The organism is Psychroflexus maritimus, from assembly GCF_011089875.1.
GTDB classification, from domain to species: Bacteria; Bacteroidota; Bacteroidia; order Flavobacteriales; family Flavobacteriaceae; genus Psychroflexus; species Psychroflexus maritimus.
Genome location: NZ_JAANAS010000105.1, coordinates 1 through 26,738 on the forward strand (window position 1 = coordinate 1; position 26,738 = coordinate 26,738).

Sequence of the window (26,738 nt, forward strand, 5' to 3'; positions counted from 1 at the left end):
TCAATAAGGATATTCAGTTACAAGGCAATTTTTTGAAGGATAGCCTTAGCTATCGTGATAAAAATTAACGCAGTAAATGGATGTTCTTATTGAATGAAATAGAGTAATCAGTTTTAAACAGCAATCTACTTTACTTTTTTACTCCGCAATATCCAGATATTTCGTCTTAAAAAAGTTTGTATCTTACTATTTAAAACAGTTTTGACAAAGTGAGAATAATTGAACTCAGGTTAATAGCCAAATTGGTATAATTATTTCACAAGAATCAATTTAATTAAGGAATGAATTTCAATTTTTAATTACCTTCGATTTTTAATCAAAAAAATGAGCAAATTTCAACAGCAAATTTCTGCTTGGTTATCAGAAAAAGATTGGGAATTATTCAACTTTCAGAAACAAGCATGGGAAGCATTTAGAAAGAATAAAAATGGATTAGTCAATGCACCAACTGGGAGTGGGAAAACTTTTTCTTTAGCTCTTCCAATTCTTGAACAATTAACACAAACGCCAAAAAAAGGCTTGCAAGTTTTATGGATTACTCCGCTTAGAGCGCTTTCAGTAGAAATAAAAAATGCTTTTGAAAAAGTAATCTTCGAATTAGAATTACCACTTACAGTCGATTTAAGAACAGGCGATACCTCGGCTTCTCAACGGGCAAAACAAAAGCGAAAAATGCCCAACATTTTAATAACCACGCCAGAAAGTTTACATCTTTTACTGGCTTCAAAAAACTATCCAAAAACTTTTCAGCACTTAGAAGCTTTAGTTGTGGATGAATGGCATGAATTATTAGGAACCAAACGTGGGGTTCAAGTTGAATTAGCTTTATCGCGTTTAAAAACTATTGCCCAACGACTTAAAATTTGGGGGATTTCCGCCACCATCGGCAATCTGGAACTAGGAATGCAAGTTTTACTAGGTCATGAACTTAAAAATTCAACATTAATCAAAGCTAAGCTTCAGAAAAAAATTGAAGTTAAAAGCATCATTCCTAAGGAAATGGAAAAGTTTCCGTGGCGAGGGCATTTGGGTTTGCATTTGCTAGAGGATATTATTCCAATCATAAAAAATTCGAAATCAACTTTAATTTTTACCAATACACGCTCGCAATGCGAAATTTGGTTTCAGAAAATTTTAGAAAAATACCCAGAATTTGCGGGCGAATTAGCCATGCATCATGGAAGTATTAACAAAGAAACACGACTTTGGGTAGAAAATGCCATCAGAAATGAAAGCCTAAAAGCAGTAGTCTGTACTTCTAGTTTAGATTTAGGCGTTGATTTTGCTCCGGTAGAAAGCATTATTCAAATTGGAGGACCTAAAGGTGTTGCGCGTTTTCTTCAACGAGCGGGGAGAAGCGGTCACCAACCCAATCAAGTGAGTAAAATCTACTTTCTACCCACCCATGCTATCGAATTAATTGAAGCTTCTGCCTTGCAAAAAGCAGTTTTAAAAAATGAAGTTGAAGACCGTTTACCTTATTTAAATTCTTTTGATGTTTTAGTTCAATACCTTACTACTTTAGCCGTTTCGGAGGGTTTTTATCCCGCTGAAATTTTACCTGAAATCCAATCTACTTTTTGCTTTCAAACCATAAATGAAAATCAATGGAATTGGGCGTTGAATTATATTGTTTTTGGAGGTGAATCCTTGAAAAATTACGACGATTACAAGAAAGTTGAAATTTCTTCTAACGGAAAATACCAAGTGCAAAATAGGGGAGTAGCAATGCGTCATCGATTGCAAATTGGTACGATTGTTAGCGATGCCGTTTTACAAGTAAAATACTTAAAAGGAAGCTTTATTGGAAGCATAGAAGAGTGGTTTATTTCGAAACTTCAGCCGGGCGATGTTTTTACTTTTGCGGGAAGAAATTTAGAATTGGTTCGCATTAAAGGAATGCAAGTTTTGGTGAGGAAATCGACTAAAAAAACGGCTAAAGTTCCTAGTTGGATGGGAGGGAGGTTGAGTTTATCTTCGGAGATGTCGCATTTACTTCGCGAAGAATTATACCAAGCAAAAAAATATGCTACTCCTGAATTAAAAGCACTTCAGCCGATATTCGAATTACAAGAAGAGCGTAGTCATTTACCACAAGCTAACGAATTTTTAATAGAAACTTTTGAAACTCGCGAAGGTTTTCATCAGTTGTTTTACCCTTTTGAAGGGCGATTTGTGCATGAAGCTATGGCCAGTTTAATAGCGTATCGAATTTCTTTATTAAGTCCTATTTCTTTTTCTTTAGCCTTTAACGACTACGGATTTGAATTACTTTCTGACCAGCCCGTAGATATGCAACAAGTGATGGATAACAATTTGTTTTCTTCGGCTTATTTGTTAGAGGATTTGAAAAAAAGTTTGAATGCTACCGAAATGGCCCGAAGAAAATTTAGAGATATTGCAGTGATTGCGGGCTTGGTTTTTACCGGTTATCCTAATAAAAGCGTTAAGCAAAAGCACTTACAGTCTAGTTCTCAGCTAATTTTTGATGTGTTTAAAGACGTTGAACCTGAACACTTACTTTATCAACAAGCTTTTGTAGAAACTTTTGAATATTCATTAGAGCAGGGGCGACTTCAACAAGCTATGGAGCGTATTCATCAGCAAGAAATTATCTGGAAAAATTGTGAACAACCCACCCCTTTTTCCTTTCCAATTATTACCGACCGTTTGCGGGAAAAACTATCTTCAGAAAAACTACAAGATCGCATTCAAAAAATGATCAAGCAATTGCAAAAATAAACAAGCGTGGACGCTTTTAATTCCTGAAAGATTCAAGCAAAATGCTTGAATTATCATTTTTTATAAAATGATGTTACATGCGTCTTCGCATGTAAAAAGGCATTTAAAGTGCGTCCACGCACGATTAATTATTTAAAAATTATTTGTAATTTTACTTTTCTAAATCAGTCTGTTATGGGAAGAGCATTCAAATTCCATAATCCGCCTGGAGTATATTTTATAAGCACTAGCGTTATTAATTGGATCAGTGTTTTTGTAAGGGAAAAATATTTTGAAAGTCTTATTACAAACCTTGATTATTGCCGAAAGAATAAGGGGATGGAAATTTATGTCTATTGCATTATGCCTAATCATTTTCATTTGATTTTTAGATCCAGAGAAGTACCAGCATCAAGTCTTATTCGCGATTTTAAAACTTATACTTCAAAACAATTATTTACGATGATTTCAGAAAATAAAAAAGAAAGTCGTAAGGATTGGATTACAAGAACTTTTAATTTCTATGGATTAATTAATCCAAGCAATAAAAACCATCAATTTTGGCAAAATGCTAATCATCCCATTGAATTATGGTCCTATGCTATGTTTGAACAAAAACGAAATTATATTCACCAAAATCCTGTAAAAGCTGGTTTTGTAAATAATCCTGAAGATTGGAAATATTCAAGTGCCAGAAATTATGGATTAGATGATGATTCTATTTTAGAAATTGACCGTACTTAAGCGTGGCCGCTTTTAACTTTTTTTAATTCAAGCAAAATGCTTGAATCATCATTTTTTATAAAATGATGTTACATGCGTCTTCGCATGTAAAAAGGCATTTAAAGTGCGTCCACGCAACTTTTGAACGCTATTTACTTTCCCCCTTTTTTATACACATGTGGATTTTCAATAATTCCTTTTTTAAATAATTTTCTTATTCCCATGCGTAATTTTGCATCGGCTTGAAGGATTTTGTCTTTGATTTTTTCATCGGGTCTTCCTCGAAATGAGGTCACGTGAAACTCGTCATCTTTACGAAAGGCTTTTTCTGAAAAATAGTAGTTAGATATGCACTTTCTGCTAGCTTCTGTTTTTACTGGAGACACCGAATGAAGTGATTCCTGATGTGTAGCCATTATAGCTAAACGATTAAATTTTGAAACAATAGTAATCGGTTTTCCTTTAAGCCCTTCAGGCCAGATTTCCAAATTTCCTCCATTCTCTAGTTCCCAATTTGGAGTTACATAATAAAGCAAGTTGAGCACGCGCCATAATTTTCGGTCTTTGTCGTGAGAATTATCTAAATGCGGATTCAAAAATTGGTTTTTCTCCATAAGAGATAAACCACCCGCATACAAATGTTCATCTGGAATAGGTTGTTCAATCCCTGTGATTTTTGATATGAGTTCAACCACTTTTTTCTCCTGAAAAGCATAAATGCATTCTTCTAATAAATTGGGATAGGTATTCATTTTAAATCCAACGTACTTATTTTCTCGAATGCTTTTTTTCAACATCATTTTTTCAGGAGAAGGAAATAATAAATGAAGCTCATGTGCTAAATCCTCTGGAAGCAAATCGTCCACAAAAAAATAAGGAATTCGATGATCGGAAGTAAAATCACTAGTTAATTTAGCTTCTTCTTTTTGAATTCGACTGACTATAAGTTGAGCTATTTCTTTTCTTTTCATGTAATGAATATCTAGAGGTTAAAATTAAGTAATTCTTAGCAATACTTCTTGAAGCATCTAAGAAAAGTAATTGAAAAAAGATTAATTTACTGAGTTTAGTCATAGAAGCAAGAGGTAGGTCTTAAGCTATTTTGAAGATACGCGATTAATTTAAGTAAAATTCGATTCACTTAATTAATTCATCATTCCAGAAGTCTATTCTATGCTAATATTTGATTTTTTAAGTTGATTTGCTAAGTAACCTAATCTGTAGAAGTCCAACAAATAAATGTTAATAATTGATTTATTAAATAGATATTGAATGGTATTTTTAAACAAGAAAAAAGATATTTTAAAGATGAAATTAAGTGGTTTTAGAACTTTAAATGTACTTAATAATTTAATTTCATTGATCAGTTCTTCTTTATTAGATGTGGTTTTAAGAATGTTAATTAAGTTTTCAATTCCTTCTTTTTCTTTTCTTAAAAATTCAGCGTTTTTTTCCAGATGTCCATTAAATACTGTGTTTTCAATATGAATAATAGGTATGTTGTATTTTTTTAATTCAAATCCAAAGATTGTATCTTCATACCCATATTTGGTAATATTTTCATCAAACTTGATGGTTTCAAAAACTCTACGCGGGATGACAAAATTATTGGTCATAAAATATTTTTGCGGACTTATTTTTCGAATAGAAGCTGGTTTACTTTCTCTTTTAGTACCATATACCCAAGCAAGCTTTTCATCTTTGCTGGTCAAATTTTTAGGGTAAACTCTTCCACCACAAATTACAGCTTCTGGATTTTTGTTGATAGCTTCTAGGTAGTTATTTAAAAAATTTGAATCATTAATTATTCCATCACAGTCTAAAAATAACAGGTAGGAATGATTAACATAGGTTAAAAACAAATTTCTAATTCTAGACCTGCCTATGTTTTTTTCTAATTGAATATATGTACACTTTTTTTTAAACTTGCTGTTTACTTTCCTAAATTCTAATTTAGAAGCGTCATCTATCAAAATGACTTCTGCTTCAACATCAACTTTTTTAGTTTGTTTCAATAATTTTTCTACTAATATTGTGACATTAAAATTATAGATGGGAATACAAATGGATATCATTCTTGTAAAGTTGAATTCAGCTGAATATAAATTATTCAAATATAACTAAATAAAAGCTTTTTAAATGATTGGTTCTATTTTGTTTTACCTGCTTATTCGGTTTTAATTGAAAGTATGTTTTTTCAATTCTCACTAATAAGAATAAAATACTCATTATCCCTTTTTTAATGCATTCTCAAAATTAGTGGTACTTTTACCATCAAAATTTACTCTGATTAATGAAGTTTTTAATTAAGAAATTACAAAAAAAGGAGATTTGGAATAGGGTTTTTTTAGAGCGATTAACAGAACCGATTCATCTAAATCTATTGTCTTTATTTTACGCTGTTTTTGGAAGTTATAAGAAGAAAATCGATTACGATTTAATACTTAGACCACACCATGCGTATAGTTTATTAAAAGTTGCCAAATATGCCAAAGACAATAAAATAGAAACCGTTTCTCTATTAGAGTTTGGTGTTGCTTCTGGAGCTGGTTTGATGAATATGTCTCAAATTACATCTGAATTAACGAAATCTACAGGAGTTCAATTCAAAATTTATGGCTTTGATACGGGTAAAGGAATGCCTCCACCAGAATCTTATAAGGATCATCCAGAATATTATTTGGAAGGAGATTTTCCTATGAATTTTGAGGCATTACAAAAAAATCTTCCCAAAAATGTTGAACTTATTATTGGTGATGTAAGACAAACACTTCAATCTTTTCAAGCTAATATACCACCTAATGAACCTATTGGTTTTATTTCTTTTGACTTAGATTATTATTCTTCTACCGTTGCTGCTTTTGAAATTCTAAAGTATAAGTCAGAATTGTACTTACCCCTCACGTATCTGTATTTTGATGACATTGAATTACCCAACCACAATCATGCCTGTGGCGAATTATTAGCTATTAAAGAGTTTAATGAAAGTAATGAATTAAGAAAAATTGAACATCACAGATTTTTAGAAAATACACGAATTTTTAGAAGAGCCAATTGGATTAAACACATCTATTTTTTTCATGTGCTTGACCACCCAAAGAGAAATAACCTTAACAGTAAAATTCAAAAAAGAGTACTTGCTAATCCTTATTTAAAATTTGAAGGAAATGAAGATTTACAAGATGTTAATTAGATTTTTCTAATTGGTAAACTCCAAACACACAATCGGACGTTTTTTCTTTCAAATATTCATCTTCAAAGGCAAATAAATCCTCTAAAACTTGTTTTTTCAATATTCCAATTAGAACTGGATTTCGCACTTTCATTAAATGCTGAAACCGTTCTTTTACTTCCTTTAAGTTGAAATTTGGAAAGTATAAAATCAAATCCGCGCTGTTTTCCTTTTATATACACATCAAGCAAATCATCTTTTGTAAGGTATTTTTTCATATACACAAAAATAGATAAAATAATTTATTAGATTCTTGAATATAAATTGGTATTTTAGCCATCGCTGTCAAATAATCATTATGAGCAACATTTTCAAACTTAACCTTAAAATTAACGGCTTCTTTTACCTTTACTTCATTTTTGTTAATTGCTTGTTTTTATATAAGTACACAGAGCGTATAGCAGGGATTAATGAATTAATTATTACTGTTTTTTATGCCATTATTTTATTGTTGTTACCTTACCTTTTTAGATTAGCTTCTAGTTTTTTTAAGTTAGCGCCTAAACAACTTAATTATTTATTTTGGACAGGCTTATCCCTTACTCTAGTATTAATGTTTTTTATAGTCTTTAAGGTTGATAAATATGCGTTAATGGCAGATCGTTGGTCTGCTATGCAAGTAGGAATAGAGGCTTGGCTCAACGGAAAATATCCCTACACGGCAACCGATCATTTGGATGGTAGAACATCTAATTTTCCTGGGCTATTTATAATAGGCTTTATACCTTATTTCTTAGGAAACATTGGTTTGCTTCAAGTATTAAACCTTATTTTATTGGTGGTTGTTCTTCGTTTATATTTCCCCCTTAAAAAAGTTGTATTGTTTTTAAGTCTCTTATTTATATCACCAGCTTTTTGGTGGGAAGTTTACGTATCAAGTGACTTAATGACTAATATTTTTATAGTCCTAATGTTTATCTTATTAATTGACAAATTTCAACCTAACATTATTTTTAAAAAACCTATTCTTTTAGGTGTGTTTCTCTCCTTTCTTATTTTAACGCGTGGTATTGTATTAATACCCTTAGCATTGTATTTCACAAAAGATTTTTTTAAAATTCAACTTTCTAGTAAATTAAAATTGATGTTTTCAGGACTTACATTTGGAAGCCTTTTAATTTTTTTGGTTTTAATGAATGTGCCTGATCAATATACACTTCTTAACTACAATCCTTTACTTCTTCAAACTTCTCAAGTTCCAACTAGTATGATTATTCTTTCTTTGATATTACCCTTTGGGCTTTCATTAATTAACAAGGGGCTTCAGAAAAATTATTTTGAAATTTGTGTTTTATTGTTTTTGTTCCCCATACTAATTGGATTTTTTATTAAACTTTATTTGTACGGATTTAATGCGACGCTAATTGATAGTAGGTTTGATATATCTTACCTCTCCATGCTTTTCCCTTTCTTAATTCCTTCCTTATTAAAATCTGTATTTAATCTTACACCTAAAAAACCATAAGTTTTTAACCCCGCTTTTTCACATCAGATATTAAGCCTAAAATCCTATTAACTAAGCCCCTTTAACTCACAGAATTATCCTATTTTTGTTTTATGCTAGTTTTTGCTTTAGATGCACTGAAAGGAAAAAATGCTTTTGAATTCATTAATCTAAGGTCAAAATAGTATTGGCTTCAATTGTGGTTTTTATTCACAATTGCCTTCAAAGTAGATACATCAATGGAGAATTACAAAATAGTAGAACAAAAACTAGAATCTTTTATTCGTAAGTTTTATTACAATGAACTCATTAAAGGAGGTATTCTTTTTTTGAGCTTTGGTTTGCTTTACTTTTTTATAATTGTTTTTCTAGAATACTTTTTTTGGTTAACTAGCTTTGGAAGAACTTTTCTATTTTGGGCTTTCATAGCGGTTGAATTAGCCCTACTTTTCAAATTCATTCTTCACCCCATTCTCAAATTATTCAAATTAAGTAAGGGCATTAATTTCTATAATGCTTCTACTATTATTGGTGAACACTTTCCAAAAGTAAGCGATAAATTAACCAACATTCTACAATTAAAAGAAGCAGGACGGGATTCTGATTTAATTATTGCCGGTATTGAACAAAAAGCCCAAGAAATTAAACCTATTCCATTTGAAATTGCCATCGATTTTAAAACTAACTTAAGTTATTCCAAATACCTTTTTTTTCCTATTCTTATTTTACTTATTGTATGGATGAGTGGAAGCCTGACTAATTTTACCGACTCCTACAAAAGGGTAGTGGACTATAAAACAGCTTATGCACCTCCCGCTCCTTTTTCATTTCTAATCAATGAAAATCAGTTGGAAGTTGAAGCAGGTAAAGACCTTAACTTACAGGTGTTAATTGAAGGTGACTTACTCCCCGATAAAGCACAAATTGAAGTTGATGGTCAAGCTTATCTACTCAAAAAAAATGCACCCAACCATTTTGAATATGCTTTTCAAAACCTTCAAGAAGAAACCACTTTTAGAATATTCTCAAATCAAGTTAAATCACGTCCATATACCATTAAAATTGTTGATGTTCCGCGTATTTCTAACTTTGAGATGAAATTGAATTACCCTGCTTATACCGGGCTTTCTAATGAAACACTTTCTGGCTCAGGAAATGCTACAATTCCTGAAGGTACACAAGTTACTTGGCGCATTAAAACTTCACATACAAATCAACTTCAGTTTACATTAAATGACTCCCTGTATGATACACAAAAACCTGAAAATCAGCTATTTGTTTTTCAGCAACAAATTAAACAAAATACAAACTACCAATTAGCTACCTCCAACCAACACCGTACTAATTACGAAAAATTAAACTATCAACTTCAGGTGGTTAAAGATGAATTTCCTAAACTTTCTGTACAGTCAAAAAAAGATAGTTTACAAAACGAGCTTACTTATTATAAAGCAAAAGCTTCAGACGATTACGGACTTACTTCTGCTCATTTAGTGTATTATCCTTCCTCTGATGAATCGATTAAGAAGCGTGTATCAATTCCCATTCCTAAAGATACTTATGCCGAGTTTCTCTATACTTTTCCTAATTCAAATTTAGAACTTTTACCCGGGACCGCTTACACCTATTACTTTGAAATAGCCGATAATGATCAAATCAATGGAAACAAGCGTTCAACTTCTCAGCGTTTCAATTTCAGAAAAAAGACGGCCAAGGAAGAACGTGACGATAAGTTAAAGGAACAAGCTGAAAGTCTTAAGGGTATGCAAGATTCTATGGAGAAATTAAAAGAAGACGACAAGGACTTGCAGGAGATTGAACAGCTTCAAAAAGAGCAATCATCCATGAGTTTTTCCGACAAAAAAAAACTTCAAAACTTTTTAAAACGCCAACAACAGCAGCGTGAGCAGATGAAGCGTTTTAGTAAAGAAATTAAGGAAAACTTAAAAGAATTTAGACCTGAACAAGACAATCAACGCAAACAAGATTTAATTGATCGCTTGGATGATAATGAACAACGCCTTGAAGAAAATGAGGATTTGCTCAGGGAATTAGAGGATTTAAAAGAGAAAATTGATGAAGACGGCTTTAAAGAAAAGTTAGACGAATTTTCAAACGATAAACAAAAACAAGAACGTACCCTAGAACAATTGTTAGAATTAACTAAGCGTTTTTACGTAGAGAATAAAGCTGAACAACTTACTGAAAAGCTTCAAGACTTAGCTGAAGAATTACAAAAATTAGCTACTGATGAAGAAAATAACAATGCTGAAAATCAATCGAAAATCAATGAAGCTTTTGAAGAATTTCAAGAAGAATTAGACCAATTAAATGAGCAAAATGAAGCGCTTAAAGATCCACTTGATTTATTTCGTGATGAAGATGGAGAACATGAAATTTCTGAAGATTTACAGGACATTTTAGACAAGCTGCAAGACGATAGTAATACTTCCGATGCTGATAGTGATGCTACCGAAGAAGATAAACAAGATGCTCAGGATGGCGATGCTGAATCCGAAGAAAGTCAAGGTCAACCTGAAGAAGATTCAGATCAGGACGCAGAAGATGGTGAGGGAGAGTCAGGTGATGATTCCGATGAAGCACCTCCACAGCAACCTTCAGATTCTCCTTCAGATAAACAAAAGTCAACTTCGCAAAAAATGAAGGAGATGGCCGAAAAAATGGGCATGTCCATGATGATGGGCGGTGAGCAACAAGCCCAGGAAGACATGGAAATGCTTCGTCAAATTTTAGATAATTTGGTTACTTTTTCTTTTCAGCAGGAAGATCTAATGAACACGCTTAATAACTCATCAAATAATAATCCTGCCTTTGCTAATAAACTTAGACATCAGGCCGAATTACGTGAAAATTTCAAGCATATTGACGATAGTTTGTACGCACTTGCTTTACGAAACGAAATGATTTCCGAGCAAATTACTACTAAACTTTCTGATATATCTTTTAATATTGAGAAATCGCTTGAGCGTTTATCTGATAACCAAGTACGATTAGCTGGATCAAATCAGCAGTTCACTATGACTTATGCCAACGATTTAGCCAACCTTTTGGATGATGCTTTAGATTCTATGCAAGATCAGCTTTCTGGTGGTTCTGGTAGCGGTTCTTCTGGTGAAGGGAGTGAAGGAGATAAACCTGGTGATCAACTTTCTGACATCATTAAATCGCATGACGAACTCAAAGAACAAATGCAAAAACAGCTTGGGGAATCTGGTGGAGACGAAAATGGACAAGCAGGTGAGGATGGAGATTCCTCTGAAGGAGACGAATCCGGTGAAGGTGAAGGTTCGTCTGGTGATGGTGGCGATCCAAATACTTCAGATGGAGAAGGAGGAGAGGAAGGCGAAGAGGGAGATTCTCTTGGCGATGAAGGAGAACAAGAAGCAGAAATGAGTTCTGGGCAATTATATGAAATTTACAAACAACAGCAGGATTTAAAAAACCAACTAGAAGACCGCATTAAACAGTTAGGTTTAGACGCCGATTCCCGAAACTTATCTAAGAGCTTAGAAAAGCTTGAACAAGAATTACTAATGAAAGGATTAAGTAGTGATGTGTTGAAACAGATGGAAGAAGTGAAACATCAACTTTTAAAATTAGAAGAAGCTGTGCAAAAACAAGGTCAAGATGAAGAACGGGAAGCTGAAACCAATCTAAATGATTACGATACTCCAACCCTTGAAGATTTAGACCGTGCAAAAGAATACTTCAATACTACTGAATTATTAAACAGACAACAATTACCTTTGCAAACTAAATATAATTATCTGATTAAGCTTTATTTTGATGAGCGCACAAATTAGTTTTGAAAGTACAAATGATTTCAGCTTACAACATCCAGTTGTTTACAAAAATTGGATTGAAAAAGTGGCTGTATTTCATGATAAAGAAATTGGGGATATCCTCTATATCTTTTGCGATGATTCGTATTTACTTGAAATTAATCAGCAATATTTAAATCACAATACTTATACTGATATTATAACTTTTGATGATTCTCAGGCTAATTTATTGTTTGCAGAAATTTATATTAGCACACAACGTGTACAAGAAAACGCAAGTCATTTTTCCTGTGATTTCGAGGAAGAACTCAAACGTGTTATGATTCACGGTATTTTACACTGCATTGGATTTAAAGATTCAACCGAAGAAGAGAAAGCAACAATGCGAGCAGAAGAAGAGCGAATGATGAAATTGTTCCACGTGGAACATTAAGAATTGAATTTATGTTTTTAGATACTTACGATGTAATTGTAGTAGGCGGTGGGCACGCAGGAAGCGAAGCCGCTGCGGCTAGCGCCAATATGGGCCATTCTACCTTGTTGGTTACCATGAACCTTCAGAACATTGCTCAAATGTCCTGTAATCCAGCCATGGGCGGTATTGCAAAGGGGCAAATATTACGAGAAATAGATGCTTTAGGAGGCTATAGTGGAATTGTATCAGATACTTCAGCCATTCAATTTAAAATGCTGAATAAATCCAAAGGTCCTGCTATGTGGAGTCCACGTGTGCAAAGCGACCGTATGATGTTCGCAGAACATTGGCGATTAATGCTTGAACAAACGCCAAATTTGGATTTTTATCAAGAAATGGTGAGCGGTATTTTGATTGAAAATAATAAAATATGCGGTGTTAAAACTTCGCTAGGAATTGAGATCAAAGCCAAAAAAGTCATTCTCACTAATGGTACTTTTCTCAACGGATTAATTCATATAGGCGATAAAAATTTTGGTGGTGGTAGAGCAGGTGAGCGAGCTTCTACTGGAATTACTGCCGACTTAATTGATTTAGGCTTTGAAGCCGGTAGAATGAAAACAGGAACGCCGCCACGAGTGGATGGAAGATCACTGGATTTCTCTAAAATGACTGAACAACCCGGCGATGAAAATCCTGCTAAATTTTCCTATTTAGATTCTACACAGGCTTTAACCAAACAACGTTCTTGCTGGATGACTTATACTTCACAAGAAGTCCACGATTTACTTCGCGAAGGATTTGATCGTTCACCCATGTTTAATGGAAGAATTCAGTCTATTGGACCCCGTTATTGTCCGAGTATAGAAGACAAAATAGATCGGTTTGCCGATAAAAGTCGCCACCAAATGTTTATTGAACCTGAGGGCTGGAACACGGTAGAGTTTTATGTGAATGGCTTTTCTACTTCTTTACCAGAAGATGTTCAATTTAAAGCCCTGCGGAAAGTTGTTGGTTTTGAAAACGTCAAGTTTTTCCGACCAGGATATGCGATTGAGTATGATTATTTTCCACCTACACAGTTGAAACATACCCTAGAAACTAAGTTAGTTGAAGGACTTTATTTTGCTGGGCAAATTAACGGAACTACTGGTTATGAAGAAGCGGCTTCACAAGGTTTAATGGCGGGAATTAATGCTGCTTTAAGTATTCAAGAGAAAGAACCCTTCATTTTACAGCGTAATGAAGCCTATATAGGTGTGCTGATTGATGATTTAATTACTAAAGGAACTGAAGAACCTTATCGAATGTTTACTTCAAGAGCTGAATACCGAACTTTATTACGTCAAGATAATGCTGATTTCAGATTAACTCCTTTGGCATTTGCACTCGGAATTGCCTCAGATAAACGTATGAAAAGAGTAGAAGAGAAGCAGAAGAAATCCGCCGATTTTGTAGAATTTTTTAAAGAAACTTCAGTAACTACTCAGGAAATTAATCCAATTCTTGAAGCCAAAAATTCTTCACCAGTTAAACAGCAAGGAAAATTATTTAAGATTTTTGCTCGTCCTAGCATTGAAATGGATGATATGCTTCAATTAGAAAGTATAAAAAACTATGTTTCAAAGAACGATTTAGATTCAGAAATATTAGAGCAAGTTGAAATTCAAGTCAAATATGCAGGCTACATTGACAAAGAAAAACAAAATGCCGACAAACTTAATCGTTTAGAAAATTTAAAGATTCCGAATAATTTTGATTATTCTCAGTTAAAGTCGATGTCGTTCGAAGCCCGTGAAAAGTTGGCTAAGATTCAACCGCGAACGGTATCACAAGCTTCTCGGATTTCGGGTGTAAACCCGGCAGATATTTCAGTTTTGTTAGTTCACATGGGAAGATAATTTACAAAATGTTCCACGTGGAACAATAAAGATATGCGAATAGAAAAATCAGATTTTGTAACCAAAGATTACTTTAAAACCCAAGAGGAGTTTAAGTTAGTTTGGAATGACGATTATCAAATTTTTGAAACTCAACCTCAACCCGAATTAAACAAAATTGGTTCGTATTATGAATCTGAAGCTTATAGTTCACATTCTAACAAGGTTTCAAGTTTAATGGATTTAGCTTATGGAATTGCTAAACAACTAATGCTTCAAAAAAAACTGAAATGGATCAATTCTTACACAAAAGCAACAAGTGTTTTAGATATTGGTTGTGGTACTGGAGATCTTTTGTGGTTGCTTCAAAAAAATAACCTAGAAGTTGTAGGCGTAGAACCCAATGAAAAAGCCAAACAACTTACAAGTAAAAAAAGCATAGAAGTTTATTCTTCTTTAGAGGAAGTAAAAAGTAAATTTGATTTAGTAAGCATGTTTCATGTTTTAGAACATTTACATGATCCTTTTACTTATGTAGAAAATTTGCATCACTATTTACATAATGAGGCTTATGTATTTGTAGCAGTTCCTAATTTTAATTCTTACGATGCAGCTTATTACAAAAAACATTGGGCCGCTTTTGATGTACCTCGGCATCTTTTTCATTTTTCTTCCTATGGAATTAAGAAACTTTTTTCTGAAAATGGTTTTTTAAGCGTAACTGATATACCATTAACTTTAGATGCATTTTATGTTTCCTTACTTTCTGAAAAATATAAAGGAACAAATTCAAAGCTCAATGCCATAAAAGTTGCTTTGAAGTCAAATTCAAAGGCTAGACAAAACAAAGAGTGGTCTTCTAAGCTTTATATCTTCAAAAAGGCTAAATAAAGCTGTTTTAGGCGTTTAGATTTGTTTACCTAAAGATATATAACAAAAGCAGAATAAACTCGTTTAAATCTCAAATATGCACCTCATTTATAATAAGCTCAATTGATATATTTACAATATAAAATAGATTTTGATTATGGTTAAAAAAATTCAATTACTTTCCTTTATTTTTATTTTGGGATTCACTTTTACTTCTTGCGTTGAAAATGAAAAAACGGCTTATGTTGATAATCAGGAATTGATTAGAGGTTATCATAAAATGAAAAAGGCAAAAAAAGAATTTGAAAATCGCAATAAGGAATTGACAAGAGAATTAGACAGAGATGCAAAAGATTTTCAGAAACAATATGAATTTTTTCAAAAAGCCTTTGATAAATTACCTGCTAAAGAACGCGAGTCAAAAGCTAACGAGTTATCAGAATTGCAAGAGCGATTATTGAATGAACGACAAGAAAAAACCAGCGCATTGCAAGATGAAAGCGATGAGGTCATTGCTGAAATTATTAAAGAAGTTAGAAACAAAGTTGCCAAATACGGAGAAACGAATAACTACACTTATATTTTTGGCAGTAATGAATCGGCTAATATTATCTACGCCAAACGCGGTAAAGATATTACCTTAGAGGTTTTAGAAGCGATTAATCCTTAAAAAAATAGGCGTGTAATGTTGTTCATTACACGCCTGAAATTATCCTTAAACACTAATTTACATATCCTTAAAAGGTTAGAAATTTCATCTAACTTAGGAGTTAAAATCACTTCTATTCTTCGGTTTTTAGCTTTTCCATTACGTGAATCGTTAGCCACTACTGGTGCAAATTCACCTAAAATAAATAAAAAAAATCTAACCTTATTACTAATTCTATTATACACTACTTTCATAAATGACCAAAATATAACAGGTAATTTATCTCAACTAATAAAGCAGCTAATAAAACTCGAAGGTTTCAATGGACTAAAAACCTATACTATTTCCAAAACCAGCGCTGTGGCATAGCCAGAACGATATATACTGGCAAGAATAGTGTCAATTAGATTCTTTCTTAGCGTATTCATTCTTAAAATAAATACTTTTACTATCTTTACATATCGAAACAAGATAAACCCCATTTATTAGGGTTTAATGAACAACAAAATGTTATGGCTAGAAGTACCTATATATCCGAGAATATTACTTCATCACAAAAGGATTTAATGTTGTTGTTGGATGAAAATGAAATAGATATTTTTTCTCTGGAGGATATCAAAGAGCTGCTAGGTCGTTCATCAGAAGATGTCAATGAACTCATTGAGAACTTAGTGCACAAAAACATTTTCTTGCGCATTGAGCGAGGTAAATATTGCCGAGCCAACTTTAGAGATGAGAAAGTGATTGGCTGTTTTCTTGTTCCTGATGGCGTGATTGCCTATTGGTCTGCTTTGAATTTGCACGGTTTAACGGAACAATTTTCAAACAACTTATACATTCAAACTACTCGATCTAAGAAAAGTAAAACCGTATTTGGTGTAAATTATCAATTTGTCAAAATAAAAGAAACCAAAAGAGTTGGTGTAAGCGTGGAAGGTTTTGGAAACCACAAATACAGCATCACCGATAAAGAAAAAACCTTGATAGATTGTTTTGATCTTCCCCATTATTCAGGAGGCTATTCAGAACTAATTCGTGCATTTGGTCAATCAGAACTCAATCAGGATAAGATGATTGAATACTGTACGGCTATTGATAATATTTCTGTGGTTAAGCGATTGGCTTTTTTGGTTGAACTACTCCAAAAACCAAGAATGAAGCGCTTTTTAAACTATGCCAAAAAACAAGTAAATCCTCGTTATGTATTGATAGACCCATTCGGAGCTGAAACGGGAACATTTAATAGCCAATGGAAATTGCGGTTGAACATTTCAGCGGAAGAAATAGCGGATATATGCAACAAACAGTATTGAATGATTCTAAAAAAGGAAATAGAAAAAATAGCAGAAGCCCAAGGCGTCTTGAAATCCACAGTCGATAAGGATTGGGTGCTTGGTCATTTCATTGATGGAATATACGCCATCCCCGAGCTGCGAGAAGCACTTATTTTTAAAGGAGGCACTTGTCTTAGAAAATGCTATTTCCCAAATTATCGTTTTTCCGAAGACCTTGATTTTACCTGCATCAATTCGAAATTTGTACTAACCAAAGGAATTTTAAATCAGCTAGTGCAAGTTATATCTGACCGAACAGAACTCCCTTTATACATTCAAGAATTGAATGCCCTCAAACACAATGAGAAATTAACCGGCTATAAAGCAGTAATAAAATTTTGGGGTGCTGACCATCCAAGAAATCAGGCTCCCCCACCTCCAGAGAGATGGACTACCAGTGTCAAATTAGAAATCATTCTATACGAGCGCATGGTCTTTCCTTTAGAAACGAGAAACTTACATCACCCTTATTCTGATCAACTCTCGCATTATCCATTGGAGATTCCGTGCTATACCATTCATGAGGTGCTTTCAGAAAAATTACGCGCACTTATTCAGCGTTCCTACACAGCCCCAAGAGATTTCTATGATATTTGGTACTTGGCCAATCATGTAAATGATATTCATTGGATAAAAGTAAAAGAAGCCTTTTTCGTAAAAATGGAATACAAAGAAATTGAGTTCAAGGGCGTGGAACAACTTATAAATCATGAAAACGACAAGGCGCTGAAAGTAGCCTGGAACAATAGTTTAGCGCACCAAATCCCCAAAAACCAGCTTCTGAAATATGAAATCGTTAAAAAGGAATTGGTGGAGTTGTTAAATCAATTATTCAATTAAACTCACTACTGTCCGGTAAAGATAAACTAAAAGCTTGTTAAGCTTTGTTTTTACAAGTTTAACATTCATTGAAATATTTTTCGATTTGAAATCAATGTTAGAAAAAGTTGATTCAGTTTTGTCTTATGAACATAGGCAGAACAATTTTATCACAGTTATTAGATTTACTTATTTTAGAGCCTAATCCATTCTATATAATAGATAGAGCATATCTTGATTTTGAGAGAATTTATAAAATGCACCAACATCATTGTTATTTTGTACTTAGAGAAAAGCGCAACTTTAAATATCGGAGATTATACTCTCACAAAGTGGATAAATTTAAAGGACTTAAATGCGACCAAACTATCAAGCTTACAGAGTTTTATTCCTCAAAGAACTATCCTGAAAAACTAAGACGAATATAAACAGTTGAATTTGCTCAACTTATAACCGGACAGTAGTGAGTGATTATCATTAAATGAATCGGCTAATATTATCTACGCCAAACGCGGTAAAGATATTACCTTAGAGGTTTTAGAAGCGATTAATCCTTAAAAAAATAGGCGTGTAATGTTGTTCATTACACGCCCGAAATTATCCTTAAACACTAATTTACATATCCTTTAAAAGCTTAGAAATTTCATCTAACTTAGGAGTTAAAATCACTTCAATTCTTCGGTTTTTAGCTTTTCCATCATGTGAATCGTTAGCCGCTACTGGTGCAAATTCTCCTCTACCTGCAGCCGTTAAATTTTGTGGGTCAACTGCGTTGTTTTTCAAGATTAAACGCAAAACTTCAGAAGCTCGTTTAGTAGATAAATCCCAGTTATCAGCCAACTGCCCTGAACCACGGTAAGGATCGTCGTCAGTATGTCCTTCAATTAATACAGCAATATCTGGATTATCTCCTAATACTTTAGCTAGCTCTTTTACGGCTTTTTTACCTTCGCTACCTACATTCCAGCTTCCAGAGTCAAATAACAATTTATTTTCCATAGAAACGTAAACTTTACCATCACGCTGTTCAACACTTAGTCCTTTTCCTTCAAAATTAGTCAAGGCGTTGGCAAGTGTGGTTCTTAGGGCATTCATTTTTTCTTCCTTGTCAAAGATGAGTTTCTCTAATTCATCAATTCGTTCAGAACGAGAAGCAAGATCAGATTGTAATTTTTCAAGTCGCTTTTGTTCTTCATTTAAGGTTTTTTCTTTCTCTTCTAATTCAGCAAGAAGTTCTCTATTTTTTTTTGAATTTTCGGCTAATGCAGAAGAGGAATTTTTCTCTAAGGCATCATAAGATTTAGATAAGTTGAGGTAATTATTTTTTAAATCAGCATAATTCATACGCAACTCGTCTTCCTCTTCTTTTAACTGATTGTAGGCTTCTTGTTGATCAAGTAATTCTTTTTCAACCGAGGCTAAATTTTCATCGCATTCAGTTGAAGCATCCTCTAAGGATTGAAAATCATTTATTAGATTGTTGTATTGATCTTCTAATTGCTTGAATTTTTTTTGACTTACACAAGAGCTAGCCATAACTGCGGCAATAGCAAAAACGGAAAATAATTTGATTGTTCTCATATCTTTTTTATTAACTATTCAATTCTAATTTAACGGGGCAATGGTCACTATGTTTTACTTCAGTTAAAATAGCTGCATTTTTAATTTTTGAAGCTAAATTTTGGGTGACCAAATGATAATCTAATCGCCAACCTTTGTTATTGTTCCTGGCGTTAGCTCGATAACTCCACCACGAATATACTTCTTTTTCTGGGTGCATCTTCCTAAAGCTATCTACAAATCCAGAATTCATCAACTCACTCAGCCATTTTCGTTCAACGGGTAAAAAACCAGACACGTTTTTTAAGCGAACAGGGTCGTGAATATCGATGGCTTCATGACAAATATTATAATCACCACAAATTACCAAATTAGGAATTTCTTTTCTTAAGTCTTTGGTGTAAGCTAAGAAGTCGTCCATATAAGTTAACTTAAAATCCAGTCGTTCATTATTGGTTCCAGAGGGAAGATACATACTCATTACCGAAACTTCCTCAAAATCCACACGAAGGTTCCTTCCTTCGCGATCCATATAATTAATTCCTGTACCGTAGATTACATTTTTAGGTTCTTCTTTACACAAAATTCCAACACCGCTATAGCCTTTTTTTTCAGCAGAAAACCAATACACATAAGGGTAACCAATTTGATGAAAAAGCGTATCATCAATTTGTTCGGGTTGTGCTTTCGTTTCCTGAAAACAAACTACATCTGCATCTTCTTCAGCCAGCCAATCAATTAAGCCTTTTTTTAAAGCTGCACGAATTCCATTCACGTTATAAGAAATAATTTTCATTTTCAATTTTTAAGATTGAAAACAAAAATAGATAATTTTATGTGGAATTTACTTGTGATGAAAACAAAAACAAACATTCCTTTATAATACCTTGTTAGAAACCTAAACCTATACACTATAAGTCTTGTTAAGTTCCGTATAGTGTTCTACAAACAGCACCTTTTGACTTTTCATTCAGATAAATTACACATGTAATTTATCTGAAATCTTCTCGTCCTAAAATCGGATTTCAGCTCAATGATTAAAGAAATGTGAATTATAAGTTCTTTTGGTTTTGTATCAAACGAACTAAACTAACTTTGTTGCTGTAAAACATATTGTTTTGAAGAAAGAAGATTTAATTGAAGATTTAGGCGTACACTTTGAAAGTTTATTTGAACTACCTCCCTTAGCGGCTAGAATTTATGCGTTACTTTTATTAAGCACAAGGTCGGGTTTGAGTTTTGAGCAAATTACATGCGATTTAGCATCGAGTAAAAGCAGTGTTTCAACCAATTTAAAGTTATTACAAGAAACAAAACGCATCACTTTTACTACTAAAAAAGGAGATCGGAAGAGGTATTTTAAACCTTCGCCTCACTTTTTAGGTCTTAGAGTGGAAGAAAGTTTAGCAAAACTCAATCAAGAGCAGCAAATGGTCAATCAAATAATTGCGTTTAATTCTACGCATGAAGTAGAAGGGTTTGACACGGTACAATCTAAATTAAACTTTTACCAAGAGCATTTAAATACCCTTGAAAACCAACATAATTCAGCCTTAACAGAATTGATAAAATTAGATGATGAAAGTTAAATTATACCCGGTATTATTCGCCTTAATTTTTTTACTTTGGGCTTGTCAAGATCAGCCCAAAGAGCAACAAGAAAACGAACCACAAGAGTTTCCTGTTTTAGAATTACAACGCGCCGATTTAACTACGTATAAATCTTATCCAGCACGCGCTGAAGGAATTGTAAGCAGCGAAATTAGAGCCAAAGTAGCCGGTTATATTACCGATGTGTTGGTTGATGAAGGAGAAAAAGTAAAGAAGAATCAAATTTTATTTAAGTTAGAAACACAGCGCTTGGATGGCGAAGCAGCTGCCGCAAAAGCCCGTGTAGAATCAGCGGCTTACGAAGTTGAAAAACTGAAGCCTTTAGTAGAAAAAGAAATTGTTAGTGAAATTGAATTACAATCGGCAAAAGCCAATCTACAAGATGCTGAAAGTAATTACAATAGCTTGCTAGCTAGTATTGATTATGCCAATATAAGAAGTTCGGTAGATGGATATGTGGGGAGAATTAATTACCGAAATGGCGCATTAGTTAGTCCAGGTGATGCAATGCCACTAACACGAGTTTCAAAAATTGAAGAGGTCTTTGTTTATTTTTCGATGAATGAAAAAGCCTTTTTAGATTTTATAGATGAAGCAGAGGGAGAATCTGTAGAAGACAAAATACAAGATTTCCCTCCTATTGATTTTATGCTTTCTAATGGAAGAAAATACGCTGAGCAAGGACGTATAGAAACCATTTCAGGAGACGTTAATCAACTTACGGGAAGCCTTAGTTTTAGAGCTAAATTTCTTAACCCGCATCAAATTATTAGAGATGGCGCAAGCGGAAGCGTTTTACTTCCCACTAATTATAAAAACAAAATTTTAGTTCCTACGGTTGCTACTTTCGAGCGTCAAAATAAACGTTTTGTTTTTTTAGTTGAAAACGATAGTGTTATTGAAAAACCCATTCAAGTAATCGATCGAAATAAACAAATATACCTTGTTGACCAAGGAATTGAAGCAGGTCAAAAAATTATGGCACGAGGCTTAAATCGAGTAAAAGAAGGAGACAAAATTAAATCTCAAAAAGTTACTTTAGAAGAGGTTATTGAGGATTATCAACAAGTGTTTAAATAAGTTTGTATGTTAAAAACATTTATTAATCGCCCAGTATTTTCAACGGTTATTTCTATCATTTTAGTCATGCTAGGTGTGTTGGGCTTATTAGATTTACCCGTTACTCAATATCCTGATATTGCTCCTCCTACGGTGCAAGTTAGCGCAAACTTTCCTGGAGCTAATGCAGAAACTATAATTGAAAGTGTAATTAACCCATTGGAAGAGCAAATTAATGGGGTAGAAGGAATGACTTATATAACTTCTACGGCAAGTAACGATGGTTCAGCACAAATCAATATCTTTTTTGAGCAAGATTACGATGCTGATATTGCTGCTGTGAATGTTCAAAATAGAGTTTCAAGGGCCAACCCAATTCTTCCTGAAGAAGTAGTAAGAGCAGGAATTATCACGCAAAAAAGAACCAATACGGCATTGGTTTATATTTCGGTTTTTTCAGCTAACCCAGAGTTTGATGATACCTTTGTTCAAAATTACTTAAATATTAATGTTAAGCCAGAGTTAGAACGGGTTAATGGGGTTGCAGAAGTAAATGTTTTTGGAGGAAAAGATTATGCCATGCGTTTATGGCTAGACCCTGACCGAATGGCTAATTATGGATTGAGTTCGCAAGAAGTAATCGACGCAGTTAGAGACCAAAGTATTGAAGCTGCCGCTGGTGCTTTAGGTCAAAATGCGGGGGAAGCTTTTGAATACATTATTAAATATAAAGGGCGGTACAAAACCAAAGAAGAATACGAAGAAATTATTATTACAGCCCTAGATGACGGCAGTTTACTCCGATTAAAAGATGTAGCCGATGTAGAATTAGATGCATTTTCTTATTTGAGTAAAACCCGCTCTAAAGGGCACCCAGGAATGAGTTTTGGGGTATTTCAAACACCTGGTTCAAATGCACAAGAAATCATTGAGGAATTGTATGTGAAATTGGACGACCTCAAAGAAGATTTTCCAAAAGGAATGGATTATATCATTAACTATGATACCAATCGTTTTTTAACGGCTTCCATAGACAAAGTAAAATCTACGCTTATTCAAGCTTTTTTGCTGGTTTTTGTGGTGGTTTTTATCTTCTTACAAGATTTTAAAACTACGCTCATTCCCGCCATTGCGGTTCCTGTTTCACTCATTGGAACCTTCTTTTTTATGAACTTATTTGGCTACTCCATCAACTTACTTACCTTGTTTGCTCTGGTTTTAGCCATTGGAATTGTGGTAGATGATGCCATTGTAGTTTCAGAAGCTGTTTATGCTAAACTTGAAGAAGGACATAAAAACGCACGCCAAGCATCTATTTCAGCCATGAGCGAAATTAGTGGCGCTATTGTTTCTACCACCTTAGTCATGGGGGCTGTTTTTATTCCTGTCACTTTTATCAAAGGACCAGCAGGCGTGTTTTTTGAGCAGTTTGGAGTCACCTTAATCATCGCTATTTTTATTTCTTCAGTCAATGCACTTACACTAAGTCCAGCTTTATGTGCGATTATCCTAAAACCTAAAAATGGAGAAAATAAGTCTTTTTTAAAAGTCTTTTATAAAGCCTTCAATACAGCATTTAAAAGCTTTCAATCAAAATACATTACATCGCTTCAATTTTTGTTACGCAACAAATGGATGAGTTTTGGATTTGTAGCTTTGTCTATGGCAAGTATTTTTTATTTTCAGACCACTGTGCCCAAAGGATTTGTGCCTACCGAAGACCGAGGGGTTATTTTTATGAATGTAGAATTGCCACCTGGGGCTTCCTTGGATCGTACTTTTTTAGCTACCGATCAAATTTACGAAAGCATTAAAGATGTACCCGGTGTTAGAAATGCTTCCATTACCAGCGGTAGAAACTTTTTTGCTGGTTCAGGAAGTTCTTATGCACAAGGTTTTATTATTCTTGACCGCTGGGAAGAACGAACTTCTCCAGAAACACAAGTAGATGCACTGGTAGAGGAAATGACTAAAAAAACCGCTCATATTTCTGATGCTAAAATCATTTTTTTTACGCCTTCAAGTGTTCCTGGTTATGGAAGTGCCGATGGTTTTGAGGTGCAGTTAGTAGATCGAAAATATGGCGATTTAAACAACTTAGATAAAACAGCTAAAGAATTTGCAGCACTTCTTAATAAAGATGAACGCGTGGGTTTTGCTTCTAACTCATTCAATACAGCATTTCCTCAATTAGAAATGAATATTGATGTACCTAAAGCAAAAATGAGTGGCATTAGCATCAATGATTTGGTCTTTACTATGCAATCTTATATCGGTGGTTTTTACGTTTCAGACTTCAACCGATTTGGAAAGCAGTTTCGTGTTTTTGCCCAGACCTACCCAGAAAATAGAACAAAAGAAGATGATTTGAACAGTATTTTTGTAAAAACTTCTTCTGGTGAAATGGCGCCTATTTCAGAATTTATTAGCTTAAAACGAGTCTATGGCCCGCAAACGGTAAAACGATTTAATCTTTACAATGCTGTTGCCATAAATGGTTCTTCTGCACCTGGATTTAGCTCTGGAGATGCTATTGAAGCAGTGCGAGAAGCGGCGCTTCAATTGCCTAATAATTATGCTGTTGATTTTTCAGGAATTACTCGTGAAGAAATTAGTGTTGCAGGCCAAGCTGTTCTTGTTTTTGCACTGAGTGTATTATTTGCTTATTTCTTTTTAGCAGCTCAATACGAAAGCTATTTATTACCTTTAGCCGTAATCTTATCCTTACCAATTGGTGTGGCAGGTGCTTATTTGGTCACTGCCATTAGCGGTTTAGAAAACAATATCTATTTTCAAATAGCCTTGGTCATGCTGGTGGGCTTGCTGGCCAAAAATGCCATTTTGATTGTTGAGTTTGGTATTCAGCGAAGGCGACAGGGTTACAGCATTGTTCGGTCTTCCCTAGATGCCGCAAAAATTAGATTGCGCCCCATTTTAATGACTTCCTTAGCTTTTGTTTTAGGTTTATTACCGCTGGTTTTAGCAACGGGCGTAGGAGCTAAAGGAAACCAGTCTATTGGAACCGGTGCAGCCGGCGGATTATTAATAGGAACGATTCTTGGAATCTTTGTCATTCCTATCTTATTTAGTGTTTTTCAATATTTACAAGAAAAAATAACAGGTCAACCTGAAATAACAAAACCTACTGAATAATGAAGAAATTACTTATTTACGGCTTTCTATTTACCCAGTTGTTGTTCCTGAAGTCTTGTTTTGTAGCTAAAGATTACGAAAGAGATGAAGCTTTAGAGCCTGACGAAAACTTGTTTCGAACCGATGAAGTAGAAAAGCAAAAAGATACCACTTCTGTAGCTAGAATTAGCTGGCGCGAAATATTTACAGACGCTTTATTGCAAACCCATATAGAAGAAGCACTCACCAATAACCTTGATAGTAGAATTGCTTTACAACAAATTATGGTAGCCGATGCCTATTTTAAAGAAGGGAAAGCAGGTTATTTGCCCGAAATTAATTTTTCTGGAAATGTAAATTATCAAAACTTAGCACCAAACTCGCAATTTGGCGATTTTTTTAACTCCATTACTCAATATGAAGCTCCCGTAAATTTATCTTGGGAAGCAGATGTTTGGGGCAAAATTAGAAGTAACAAACGAGCCACACAAGCGGCTTACTTGCAAAATGTAGCTGGTCATCAAGCTATAAAAACAGAGTTAATTGCTCAAATTGCCACGTTGTATTTCCAAATTGCATCACTTGATGAACAAATAGAAATTACAGAAAAAACCATTGAAACCCGTAAAAAAAGTTTAGCCACTACTGAAGCTTTAAAATCTTCTGGGCGATTAACAAAAGTAGCTGTAAAACAAACAGAAGCTCAAGTTTACACGGCTGAAGCTTTGTTGTTTGATTTAAAAAATGAACTTCGCATTGCAGAAAACGCCTTAGCTATTTTAAAAGCTGAACCTCCTCATCAACCTGAGCGAAATTCCTTAAAAGAACAAGAAATTGGCGAAAAAATTGCTACGGGTATTCCTGCTCAATTGCTTAGAAACAGACCTGATGTGGTAGCCGCCGAGTACGAATTAATTAATGCTTTTGAATTGACAAATGTAGCTAGAGCAAGCTTATACCCTTCGTTTACATTGAATGCTAGCGCAGGCTTGCAAAGTCTTTCGTTTAGCGATTTTTTTAGTTTGAATTCATTTTTTTATAATGCTTTAAGCGGATTTACACAGCCTGTTTTTAACCGAAGAGCCCTGCGTACTCAATTAGAGGTAGCTGAAGGACAAAAAGAACAAGCCGCACTTAGATTTCAACAAACCTTGCTTACCGCCGGACAAGAAGTTTCTAATGCCATTTACAGCTTGTCTGTATTTAAAGAACGCCTTTCTATAAAAGAGAAAGAATTTAAAGCTTATCAAGAAGCTTTTGAATATTCAGAAGAATTATTAAAAAATGGAATGGCCGACTATCTTGAGGTTTTAAACGCACAAGAAAACATGCTGAATACCCAGTTAGAGGTGGTGACCAACAAACTTCAAGTATTAGAGTCTTCAGTAGATTTGTACCGCGCTTTAGGTGGAGGTTGGCAATAAAAGAGTTTTACAGACTTACTTTTTACAAAACAACTTAGATTACTTACCTTTGTAGCAAATTA

The 26,738-nt window shown here is 33.9% G+C and carries 21 protein-coding genes and 1 pseudogene; 16 read left to right on the forward strand and 6 right to left on the reverse strand.

The features are described 5' to 3' along the window. Positions 1-324 precede the first annotated feature (324 nt). Both G7034_RS10895 and G7034_RS10900 read left to right on the forward strand, forming a co-directional pair. Complete coding sequence (locus G7034_RS10895; RefSeq protein WP_166400988.1) at positions 325-2,742, forward strand: ligase-associated DNA damage response DEXH box helicase; 2,418 nt, start codon at positions 325-327, stop codon at positions 2,740-2,742. A 174-nt stretch (positions 2,743-2,916) separates the two neighbouring features. Next, positions 2,917-3,465, forward strand: a complete 549-nt coding sequence (locus G7034_RS10900; RefSeq protein WP_166400989.1) for an REP-associated tyrosine transposase — start codon at positions 2,917-2,919, stop codon at positions 3,463-3,465. A gap of 131 nt (positions 3,466-3,596) precedes the next feature. Here the strand turns inward: G7034_RS10900 and G7034_RS10905 are convergent, their stop codons facing one another. Both G7034_RS10905 and G7034_RS10910 read right to left on the reverse strand, forming a co-directional pair. Continuing rightward, on the reverse strand, positions 3,597-4,415 hold the full coding sequence (locus G7034_RS10905) for a 2OG-Fe(II) oxygenase (RefSeq protein WP_166400990.1): 819 nt from the start codon (positions 4,413-4,415) through the stop codon (positions 3,597-3,599). Between the two features lie 195 nt (positions 4,416-4,610). Further along, on the reverse strand, positions 4,611-5,519 hold the full coding sequence (locus G7034_RS10910; RefSeq protein ID WP_262886467.1) for a glycosyltransferase family 2 protein: 909 nt from the start codon (positions 5,517-5,519) through the stop codon (positions 4,611-4,613). Positions 5,520-5,737: 218 nt separating this feature from the next. Between G7034_RS10910 and G7034_RS10915 the strand changes: the two genes are divergently transcribed. Then, a complete protein-coding gene (locus G7034_RS10915; protein ID WP_166400992.1) occupies positions 5,738-6,637 on the forward strand; it encodes a class I SAM-dependent methyltransferase in 900 nt (299 codons plus the stop codon). On the opposite strand, the gene G7034_RS10920 is transcribed toward G7034_RS10915, so the two are convergent. After that, complete coding sequence (locus G7034_RS10920) at positions 6,630-6,830, reverse strand: hypothetical protein (RefSeq protein WP_166400993.1); 201 nt, start codon at positions 6,828-6,830, stop codon at positions 6,630-6,632. The genes G7034_RS10915 and G7034_RS10920 overlap by 8 nt on opposite strands. A 144-nt stretch (positions 6,831-6,974) precedes the next feature. Between G7034_RS10920 and G7034_RS10925 the strand changes: the two genes are divergently transcribed. From G7034_RS10925 to G7034_RS10950, 6 genes are all read left to right on the forward strand, one after another. Continuing rightward, positions 6,975-8,141 carry a hypothetical protein gene (locus G7034_RS10925; protein ID WP_166400994.1) on the forward strand — a complete coding sequence of 389 codons (1,167 nt, stop codon included), beginning with the start codon at positions 6,975-6,977 and terminating at the stop codon, positions 8,139-8,141. Positions 8,142-8,359: 218 nt separating this feature from the next. Continuing rightward, complete coding sequence (locus G7034_RS10930) at positions 8,360-11,944, forward strand: DUF4175 family protein (protein WP_166400995.1); 3,585 nt, start codon at positions 8,360-8,362, stop codon at positions 11,942-11,944. Further along, on the forward strand, positions 11,928-12,356 hold the full coding sequence (gene ybeY, locus G7034_RS10935) for an rRNA maturation RNase YbeY (protein ID WP_166400996.1): 429 nt from the start codon (positions 11,928-11,930) through the stop codon (positions 12,354-12,356). The genes G7034_RS10930 and ybeY overlap by 17 nt, the downstream gene beginning before the upstream one ends. An 11-nt stretch (positions 12,357-12,367) precedes the next feature. Further along, the gene (mnmG, locus tag G7034_RS10940; protein WP_166400997.1) at positions 12,368-14,239 is read left to right on the forward strand and encodes a tRNA uridine-5-carboxymethylaminomethyl(34) synthesis enzyme MnmG; all 1,872 of its coding nucleotides are present in this window, start codon (positions 12,368-12,370) and stop codon (positions 14,237-14,239) included. A gap of 33 nt (positions 14,240-14,272) precedes the next feature. Continuing rightward, positions 14,273-15,109, forward strand: coding sequence for a class I SAM-dependent methyltransferase (locus G7034_RS10945; RefSeq protein WP_166400998.1), 837 nt, complete (start codon positions 14,273-14,275; stop codon positions 15,107-15,109). 136 nt (positions 15,110-15,245) lie between these two features. Then, positions 15,246-15,758 (forward strand): OmpH family outer membrane protein, encoded by a 513-nt coding sequence (locus tag G7034_RS10950; RefSeq protein WP_166400999.1) that lies wholly within the window; start codon positions 15,246-15,248, stop codon positions 15,756-15,758. Positions 15,759-15,826: 68 nt separating this feature from the next. Here the strand turns inward: G7034_RS10950 and G7034_RS10955 are convergent. Beyond that, positions 15,827-15,934 (reverse strand): annotated as a pseudogene (locus G7034_RS10955) (cell envelope biogenesis protein OmpA); the annotation flags it as partial. A 315-nt stretch (positions 15,935-16,249) separates the two neighbouring features. Between G7034_RS10955 and G7034_RS10960 the strand changes: the two are divergent. The 3 genes from G7034_RS10960 (at position 16,250) to G7034_RS12115 (ending at position 18,318) form a co-directional block, all read left to right on the forward strand. Then, entirely contained in the window at positions 16,250-17,050 is an 801-nt protein-coding gene (locus G7034_RS10960; protein ID WP_166401000.1) for a type IV toxin-antitoxin system AbiEi family antitoxin domain-containing protein, read from the forward strand. Next, positions 17,051-17,911 carry a nucleotidyl transferase AbiEii/AbiGii toxin family protein gene (locus G7034_RS10965; protein ID WP_166401001.1) on the forward strand — a complete coding sequence of 287 codons (861 nt, stop codon included), beginning with the start codon at positions 17,051-17,053 and terminating at the stop codon, positions 17,909-17,911. It begins immediately after the preceding gene. Positions 17,912-18,036: 125 nt separating this feature from the next. After that, a complete protein-coding gene (locus tag G7034_RS12115) occupies positions 18,037-18,318 on the forward strand; it encodes a transposase (protein ID WP_166401002.1) in 282 nt (93 codons plus the stop codon). A gap of 187 nt (positions 18,319-18,505) precedes the next feature. Here the strand turns inward: G7034_RS12115 and G7034_RS10975 are convergent, their stop codons facing one another. After that, complete coding sequence (locus G7034_RS10975; protein ID WP_166401003.1) at positions 18,506-19,471, reverse strand: OmpA family protein; 966 nt, start codon at positions 19,469-19,471, stop codon at positions 18,506-18,508. A 10-nt stretch (positions 19,472-19,481) separates the two neighbouring features. Then, a complete protein-coding gene (locus tag G7034_RS10980; RefSeq protein WP_166401004.1) occupies positions 19,482-20,246 on the reverse strand; it encodes an exodeoxyribonuclease III in 765 nt (254 codons plus the stop codon). A 322-nt stretch (positions 20,247-20,568) separates the two neighbouring features. Here G7034_RS10980 and G7034_RS10985 point away from each other — a divergent pair, with 322 nt between their 5' ends. From G7034_RS10985 to G7034_RS11000, 4 genes are read left to right on the forward strand one after another with little or no spacing between them, the layout of a single operon-like run. Further along, positions 20,569-21,039 (forward strand): GbsR/MarR family transcriptional regulator, encoded by a 471-nt coding sequence (locus tag G7034_RS10985; RefSeq protein WP_166401005.1) that lies wholly within the window; start codon positions 20,569-20,571, stop codon positions 21,037-21,039. Then, the gene (locus tag G7034_RS10990; RefSeq protein ID WP_166401006.1) at positions 21,029-22,141 is read left to right on the forward strand and encodes an efflux RND transporter periplasmic adaptor subunit; all 1,113 of its coding nucleotides are present in this window, start codon (positions 21,029-21,031) and stop codon (positions 22,139-22,141) included. The genes G7034_RS10985 and G7034_RS10990 overlap by 11 nt, the downstream gene beginning before the upstream one ends. A gap of 6 nt (positions 22,142-22,147) precedes the next feature. Further along, complete coding sequence (locus G7034_RS10995; RefSeq protein WP_166401007.1) at positions 22,148-25,273, forward strand: efflux RND transporter permease subunit; 3,126 nt, start codon at positions 22,148-22,150, stop codon at positions 25,271-25,273. Then, entirely contained in the window at positions 25,273-26,676 is a 1,404-nt protein-coding gene (locus G7034_RS11000; protein ID WP_166401008.1) for an efflux transporter outer membrane subunit, read from the forward strand. The genes G7034_RS10995 and G7034_RS11000 overlap by 1 nt, the downstream gene beginning before the upstream one ends. Positions 26,677-26,738 lie beyond the last annotated feature (62 nt).